The organism is Prosthecobacter sp. (genome assembly GCF_044373815.1).
Taxonomy (GTDB): Bacteria; Verrucomicrobiota; Verrucomicrobiia; order Verrucomicrobiales; family Verrucomicrobiaceae; genus Prosthecobacter.
Genome location: NZ_JBIPNG010000285.1, coordinates 1 through 8,493, shown reverse-complemented (window position 1 = coordinate 8,493; position 8,493 = coordinate 1). Strand labels below are relative to the sequence as shown.

At 58.7% G+C, this 8,493-nt stretch carries 5 protein-coding genes; 4 read left to right on the top strand and 1 reads right to left on the bottom strand.

The window, feature by feature from the left end; genetic code table 11:
* A partial coding sequence (locus ACIREA_RS20460; RefSeq protein ID WP_397384200.1) for a c-type cytochrome domain-containing protein occupies nucleotides 1-344 on the bottom strand: 344 nt, incomplete at its 3' end.
* A gap of 148 nt (nucleotides 345-492) precedes the next feature.
* On the opposite strand from ACIREA_RS20460, the gene ACIREA_RS20455 reads away from it, so the two are divergent.
* The 4 genes from ACIREA_RS20455 to ACIREA_RS20440 form a co-directional block, all read left to right on the top strand.
* Entirely contained in the window at nucleotides 493-1,365 is an 873-nt protein-coding gene (locus ACIREA_RS20455) for an alpha/beta hydrolase fold domain-containing protein (RefSeq protein ID WP_397384199.1), read from the top strand.
* A 303-nt stretch (nucleotides 1,366-1,668) separates the two neighbouring features.
* Nucleotides 1,669-3,345: a hypothetical protein gene (locus tag ACIREA_RS20450; protein WP_397384198.1), complete on the top strand. Its 1,677-nt coding sequence runs from the start codon at nucleotides 1,669-1,671 to the stop codon at nucleotides 3,343-3,345.
* A gap of 4 nt (nucleotides 3,346-3,349) precedes the next feature.
* Complete coding sequence (locus tag ACIREA_RS20445) at nucleotides 3,350-6,106, top strand: hypothetical protein (protein WP_397384197.1); 2,757 nt, start codon at nucleotides 3,350-3,352, stop codon at nucleotides 6,104-6,106.
* Nucleotides 6,103-8,493 (top strand): hypothetical protein (locus ACIREA_RS20440; protein ID WP_397384196.1); only part of this gene is annotated, 2,391 nt, incomplete at its 3' end. The genes ACIREA_RS20445 and ACIREA_RS20440, both read left to right, overlap by 4 nt.

Sequence of the window (8,493 nt, the reverse complement as noted above, 5' to 3'; positions counted from 1 at the left end):
TCGTCCGGCAGCCTCTGCTTCGGCGGCATCTGCATGTCCTCATTCTTCCAGGTCATCGCCTCATACACGCTGCTCTGCGCGATGTTGCCCGGCGTCACCCCCGGATGCCCCGATTCCCCGCCCAGCAAAGTCGCCTGCTTGGTGTCCAGCGTGAGCCCGCCTTTGACCTTGGACGATTCTGCGGAGTGGCACTTGTAGCAGGACTGCACCAGCACCGGCCGGATGTTCTTCTCAAAGAACTGCAGTTGATCCGCAGGAATGCCAGCATGGGCCGCCTCAGTGGCGTCAGCGGCACGCAAGGCCATGGGAGCAAGCAGAAAGATGGAGAAGGTCAGAGTCTTCATGGGAAGTTGAAGCGGAAGACAGCGTGTAACACTCTGTCTCTAAAAAGGTTTCTCCAAAGCTGCACCTGCCTGCCACCACCGCTGAAACTCCCTGTCGGCGAGAGCCGTTAGCTCCATCTCCCGTTTCTTTCCCGTCACCTCACTCCTCATGCGCCATTTCATCGCCTCCCTGCTGCTCGTTTCCTCCATCCACGCGGCGGAACTCGTCGTTCCTGACAATGTCACCTTCACCCGCGACATCGAATTCTCCAATCCCGACAACCAGCATCTGCAGGTGAATCTGGCGCAACCGAAAGAAGGGAAAGGCCCCTTCCCCGCCGTGGTCTGCATCCATGGCGGCGGCTTCCGCGCTGGCAAGCGGGAGGGGTATGACAAGCTGCTGCTCACGCTCTCCCAGCACGGCTACGTGGCCATCACCGTCACCTACCGGCTGGCACCGGCCTACGAGTTCCCAGCCGCCGTTCACGACTGCAAAGCCGCCGTGCGCTGGCTGCGGGCGAACGCTACCAAGTATCACGCGGACCCCGCACGCATCGGTGCCATGGGCGGCTCAGCAGGCGGCCATCTGGCGCAGTTCCTCGGGGTCACCACCGGCGTTCCTCAGTTTGAAGGTGAAGGCAATCTGGAGCAAAGCAGCGCCGTGAATTGCGTGGTTAATTTCTTCGGCCCCAGTGACTTCACCAAGAGCTACGACAAAAGCGTGGACGCCAAGGACGTGCTGCCGCTCTTCTTCGGCGGCGATCTCAGCACCAAGCGCAAGGAGCACATCATAGGCAGTCCTCTCTACTGGGTGACTCCGAACGCCGCTCCCACCCTCTGCCTGCATGGCACGGCGGATGAATACGTCGCCTATGAGCAGGCCACCTGGATCGTGGACAAACTCAAGGCCGCCACTGTGGAGGCCGAGCTCGTTGGTTTTGAAGGCGCGGGCCATGGCCTGAAAAGTGTGCCTCCTGAAAAGACCGAGCAGCTCATGCTGGCCTTTTTTGACCGTCATCTCAAGACTGCCAAGGCCCCATAACTGCTTGTTGATTGAGTTTGCTATGATTTGATCAACCATGAAAACTCGTGCTTTTCTAAGCAAAAAGCCAAGTTAAGATCGACCCTCACGGGTTTATTTTTTAATTATTCCCCACCAATGACGCAACAGGCAAGAATGAACGGAAACCACAACTCACTCTGCATTTTAAACTGCATCACTGGAGAACGCTCCCGATTTGACGGCGGAACCTTTGTGATTGGCACCGGGCCGCATTCCGACCTGAAAATGAACTCGCCGCAGTGCCCCCAGGTGCTTTGCAAGGTGACAAAAACCGGCGACGCCATGGACTTTCAATTCAGCTGCCCGGTGCTGGTGAACGGTGCTGAAACGACTTTTTTCAGTGCCATGCCCGGTGAGGAGCACACCATGACGGGTGCCGGGCAGCTGCTGGCCTTCAAATACAGCCCCCAGCCGGGCACCTGGATGGCCCTGGGGAATGACAACTCATGGTTTGTTTACAACAGTGAACAGCATGACTGGAACGGCCCCTTCGGCCCGGAGTTTTTGAAAACCTGGCTGGGCCAGTTTTCCGCCAACGCCCGCAAGCGCCTGTTGTTAATTCCCAACGGAATGGAGCAGATGGGCTTTTATGTTCACGACTCCGTGGAGATCCTCAAAATACCGCCTCCCATGACCCCGCCAGCCGAAAAAACCGCCTGGTATGACCGCTACAGCTCCATGCCGGATGAACCTGCCGAAACGGCTCCCTCTCGTACTCGTTCTCATGAACCAGCGATGGAGGCCGCAGAAGTGAACAGCGAATACGGCGAATTCACCTGCCCGATCTGCTGGTTCAAATTTGACCGGGGCGATGCGATGAACATTGCCGTCCACAACAGCCTGCGGGGCGATCCCATGCTCGGTGATGAAGCCATGCAGCGCTTCCATGCCACGCGCTTCAATGATCGTGGCCAGGCGCTCGATGCCATGGGCCTGTCCACCTCCGACCTCGCCTGCCCGCACTGCCGCCGCAAGCTGCCACCGGGATTTCTCGACCTGCCCCATCACATCTTCTCCATCGTCGGCGCGCCATCTTCAGGCAAATCGTACTACCTCAGCGTGCTGATCAAAGTGCTGCAGAGCACCTTGTTCCAGAATTTTGGCATCACGTTCCGCGATGCTGATCCCTCGGAGAACGTCATCCTCACGCAGATGAAGACGCAGTTGTTTTCCTCTTCGTCACCGGAGGATGCCTTCCTGGCCAAAACCGATCTGGAAGGAGCGCTCTATGAGACCCTGCCACGTCAGGGACGCAAGGTGCGCCTGCCCAAGCCCTTCATCTTTAAACTGTCTCATCCCGACACACCGGACAACGGCTTCTCCGTGGTCTTTTATGACAATGCGGGCGAGCATTTCGAACCGACCCGCAACAGCGCGGACTCGCCCGGCGCCCAGCACATCGCGGTGGCCTCAGGCATTTTCTTTCTTTTCGATCCTCTGCACAACACCGAGTTCCGCGCCATGATGACAGGCGTCACGGATCCGCAGATCAAGACCCACCGCATCGACCAGCAGGATGTCATCCTCGCTGAAACGGAAGTCCGCATCAAAAGCCTGCTCGGGCTGGACTCCCGCCAGCGCGTCTCCACGCCCTTTGCAGTGATGGTGGGCAAGTATGACACCTGGGCCTCTTTGCTGGGAGATGAGCCCCTGCTTCCGGTCATTGAGGATGGCGTGGTCAGACTCGACCACATCAAGACAAACTCCGCCCGCGTGCGCAATCTCATGGTGCGCATCTGCCCCTCCATCGTGGCCAATGCCGAGGCCATCTCCTCCAATGTGTGCTACTTCGCCGTCAGTCCGCTGGGGTCTTCCCCGGTGGAGTTTTTTGACCGGGAAGGCACACCCCGCATCGGGCCGGATCCGAAGCAGCTCAATCCCCGGCATGTGGAGGCACCCACACTCTGGGTGCTGTCGCAGGCGACGCCTGAAATGATCCCCTCCACCTCCGCAAACTGACCTCATGGCCTGGCAGCTCATTTACACCAGCGCCCCCCGCTTGATCGAAGCAGGCCGAACCGGATTCGGCACCGTGGCCAGACATCGTGCCGTCAGCGGCATGCTCGCAGCAACGGTGGAACGCTTCAGCCAGTTTGCCCGTCTGCCAGGTCACGATCCCCGCCGCGTCGTACACGCCCACCGCATCCTGACGGTGGGCCCAAGCACTTATCATGTGCTGAGCTGCCTGCAGGACGCCGGTTCGGACTACACGGGCCGTACCAATCACATCGCCCATCACCTCATCGCCGAACCTCGGGAGATTCGCGCCCTCTCCACCGCAGGACTGACCCCGGCTGATGTGCTTCTCTCCATGGCTTGGCGCACCTCATGGAACGAAGCACCGCGCTACCTGGATCCATCCGAGGAGATCAACCTGTCGTCCTTTGCCCCTACGGCCTCCCACGCCTGGGCCTCCGTCACCGGCAATCCCGCCGCCGTCGGCATCCTCTGGTCCCGTGAGGCACAGAGGGGCTGCTATCTCATCACACCTTCTGGCATCAATGCGCTGGAGCTTTTCCGCGAGTCGCTGCTGGTGGAGCCTGCACATGCCTGGCAGACCCGCTTCACCACCTGCCTGGAGCCCAATGACGATGTGGCGGACTTCCGCTGGATCGCGCTCTCATCCACCTCCCCCATGCGCGGACAGGTGGAGACCACCAACCGCCTCGTTCTTGATCTCACCTCTCCCGCCACCCTGCCCGAGCCGCCGCAGCGTGAGGCTCCTCCTCCGGCCCTTGAAACAGTGAGTCCGGCAGCACCGGGGCCAGCACCGCGCCCCCCGGCATCGGTTTATGAACCCATGCGTTCGTCAGGTGCCGCATCAGCTCCCGTCAGCCCCATGGGCGCCTGGTCGCCTGAGCCACGCCGAAAAGCTGCAAAATCAAACAAGAGCTTCATTGGCATCTCGCTCATCATTGCCGCCGTGATGGTCGTTGTCGTGGTGGGCGCACTGCTGCGGCAGAACAACCTGCAGGAGCAGGCGCGTGCGGACTATGAACAAAAAATCGCCGCCACCTGGAAAAATCATCAACTCGTCCTCAACGCCACACGCAAGCTGCTCGAAGAGCAGCCCGACATTGAAGAAGGAACGGCTCTGCTGAAGTCACACGAAGACTTTTTCCGCAGCATGAAGCAGATGCTGAAGCAGCCGGGCACTTCCATCGAACTCCCCTTGCCCGCACATACCGAGGACGATCTCAAAGATCTCAAAAAGCTGGTGGAGGAATGGGCGGAACTGCATGTGAAACCCTGGGCGAAGCTGCAATCCGGCCAGGCCACGGTGACGGCGTTGGACATTCTTGAGTCCTACCGCAAATGGCAGGACTCACGCAATGCCACATGGAAGCAGCTGACCCATTCTCTGAGCCTGAAAGACATTCCGCCACCCGGCGAAGAACTGGTTCAATCACTGAAGGACGCAGCCAGGGAAGTGCTGCGCCATGCGGAGCCTGCGCGCGACACCCGAACTCAGTGGGAAGAAGTGTTTAAACTCCCTGGAGATCCGAAGAACAGCACCGTTCTCGAAGTTCAGCAATGGCTGAAGCTTTGGGCAGCACTGGACGATGCAGGCCCCCAGTCCCACGCCACAGCGCAAACAGCCGCCTCCAACAAATCACTGCCAGAATGGCTGCGCGCCAAGGCTGCAGGATTGAAGCAGCAGCCTGACAAGAGAAACGAACCCAAGATGGCGGTCAAGACTGACGATCCACGCACTCGAGTGGAGCCAAAACCGGTGGTCATAATCGAGGATGCGGATGCGGTCTCCGCCACAAATCACATCCATCTTTGCCTGCTCCAGCCCAACGAAGATCCGGCGGGCAAAATCGCCGGACTGAAGGTCACTGATGACATGCAGTTGTTCGTCGGCAACGCCTGGGCATCGCATCCGCCTCCTGATGGAAAAACCGAGCCCAAAGAGGGCGAATTGAAGAAGTGGTTGGGAGTCAGCTCAGATGACAAGGATAAGTTCAAGTTCTTCCCAACCTTGTTAGCAAATGTGGCTCTGAAGATCGCCTTCTCCAATGATGGCGTGCTGACCGCATTCCCAGAAGAACTCCGCAAATCCCCCAATGGCATCAGGATCGTGGCACGCAGCAGGGACGGACTGCACGTGCTGTTTGACCTGAGGCTGATCCCCGTCAGCAGCGCCTTCTCCCGCCCTATCCTGACACAGGTCATTGAAACCACGGTGATCAATGCCGCCACCGTAACGCTCAACCTTCCCCCAGATTTTCTCAGCCGGTTGCAATTCGTGGGTCAGAAGGATCCAGTCTATGCCCTGAGGCACGACGGCCCCGCAGACCAGAAGAAGTTTTTCAACCTGAAATCGACGGGAGATTCTTCATTCCAAGTCATACCCCCAGTGATCCAAAACGGTTCCGCGTTGAGCAAGCAGGAGATCAAGAAAAAGCTCGAGGAGCTGGACGCTAGCATTGCAAAGGACGATGAATACTTGGCGAAGAATGAGAGCAGCAAGGAACCTGCGAAGATAAAGGCCGAAAATAAAAACCGCTACGAGCAGAGCAAAGCTAAAAAGGAACAAGAGCGGCAAGAATGGCAAACAAAGCTGCAAAACCTCGAAGGAAATGCCCCTCCGCATTTTGATCTCATGCCAGGGAATTTTATCCTGGCGCTGGAACAGCCGAACAAAATTGAGCTTTGTAAACTAAAAGTGGTTCTGCCCTCTGGTCAGTCCCCATCCAAGCCAATCAACCCGTGAAACCTCTCACTCAAGCCATCGAGGCCATCCGCGCCGCCCTCAAAGAGGAGGTGCCACCATCCGCCGTGGAGGATGCCGCCATTATTTACGCACAGCTCTGCTCGGACGTGGAGCGTCGGCTGGACCTGGTCGCAACCATGCTGCAAAAAGGCAGTGACTACCAGGCCCTGCAAGTGGCTGAAGAAGATCCTCCCCTGCTGGATCTCGCCGCATCCGTGAGTTTCGGCGAAGAAAAGAACTGGCAGATCTATTGCGATACTCACGGGCTGAAAGTGGCCGCACGTGTGGACATCCGCATCATTCAAGATCTTGAGTCCCTCTATTCCCGAGGCATCTCCGCCAATCATCCGCTCTACAAAGACTTTCGCGCAGCGGTGCTCTCACGCGATGACGCGAAGTCTCTTCGCATCGTCAAAACCATCCTCAAGCTCAACCCGCAGGACGACAACGCCCGCAAGGAACTTCAACGTCTGGAGAACAAGGCGCTGCAGGAAAAAATCGACCTGCTGCGTGAGGCGCTGAAGACAGATGACGAAGAACGCATCGCCACGCTCACGGAGGACATCAAGGCCGCCGCTCCTCCATCCAAGCTGGAACGCCTTGATGTCTTTGAGCAGGGGGAGAACATCCGCCAGGCGCTCCGCCGCAGGCAGGCCGAGGCCCGCGTGCCGGACATGCTCACCACCATGCAGCAGCTCAAGGCCGAGGGCAGATGGCGGCAGGTGGGGCAGATGCTGAGTGTGGTGAACGCCATGTTCAAGGAGCACCGATTCACGCCCGCCGATGCTGCGCAAAAAGCCACCTTGGAGGACCTGACTCAGTTCCATCAAAAAGAAAGGGCAGCCGATGAAAAGCAGCGCAACTTTGACCGCACGCTCAAAAGCTTTCTTGTCTTTGTGGAGGAGGTGGAAACCCGCCTGCTCACGGGGGCGGGCGTCACGTTTGAAGAGATTGCCAGCAAGGATGAAAGCTTCATCAAGCGCTGGAAGGAGCTGGAAGGCTATCAGCTGCCGGTGGCCGCTGACTCGTTGCAGCGCCTGCGCACGGCAGGCCAGGAACTGCGGCACAAGCTGGAGCGCATGCAGCGCACCAAACGTGTGGGGAACATCGCGCTGGCCGCGGCCGCATTGGTGCTGCTCTGCGGCATTTCCGCCATCAGTCTGCATGCCTGGAAAGCTTGGACGCTCACGCAGGAACTCGCCTCGTATCAGGCCAAAGAAAACTACAGCGCCGCAGAAAATCTGATCAAGAAACTGCGCAGCGAAGAGGAGCTGCTGCTGCGCTGGCCCTACCTGCAGGCCCGCATCGAAGAAGTCAGTTCATGGGCCGCCAAATCCCGCGTCACCGGCAAGCAGGCCGCCGAGGCGCTGCTGGCACTGGAAAATTCATTCCAGGGTGAGCAGAGCAAACTGACCGCCACTCAACTCGTCAGGCAGCTCAGCGATGCCGAAGCCTTGGTGAAACAACTGGGAGGCGATGTGGCTGCCGAGCCGAAAAACCGCCTCGCAGCGCTGAAGACCAAGGCGGATCTTCACCTCGTGACGGTCCTGAAAAAACTTGTCACCAGCACCTCCACCACCTTGGCCAAGCTCGAAAAGCGCGGCGCCGCCGAGCTTTCGCACGAGAAGCTGTCGGCCAATGTCAGCACCAGTTGCGCAGCCATCGACAAGGAGCTGCTGCCCCTCGAAGCCCTCCTCAAGCCCGAGGTGCCGGCACTGGCCTTCCCTGCGGATCTCGAGACGCGGATTCGCGCCCTCCGCCAGCGGCTGGGCACCTATCAGGATGATCTGCGCACCTTCGCCGCCATCCGCAAAGAAACAGCCGGCGCGGCTTCACTGGACGACTACCGCAAGGCCATCACCAAGTGGCAGACAGTCAAGTTTGCCGAGGCGGCCCCTTCCCTCAAAATGCTGGACACCCTGCCGTCCGAAAAAGCCTTTCAGGCCGCCCTCTTCACCGGTGGAGACAAGGACCTGCTCCAGGCTGTTCTCGATGACAAATCCAGACGCTACATGGCCCCCGACACACTGCTCGAAGCGGAACTGAAAATGATCCTCTCCCTTCTGCACAACGAATATTTAAACAACATTTTCGAGAGCAGCGTGATCCACTATTCCAGCAAAAAGAGCGGCGGCACCATCTGGTCCATGGGCAAGCCTGAAACGACGATCATTGGTGGCTCCAGCCGCTGGAGCGCCAAATTCTACGAGCCCGACCCGACTCAAACGGCGGTCCTGTTTATTCAGCACAGCTTCACCCGAGCAGGAGAGGTGGGTGAATATCAGGGGGATGCCATCGCCACCACCCGCCTGAGTCAGACCAGCGACTTCATGAACTCATTGGATATCGGACGCATCAGTGACGAAAAAGGAGAGCACGTGCTCAAG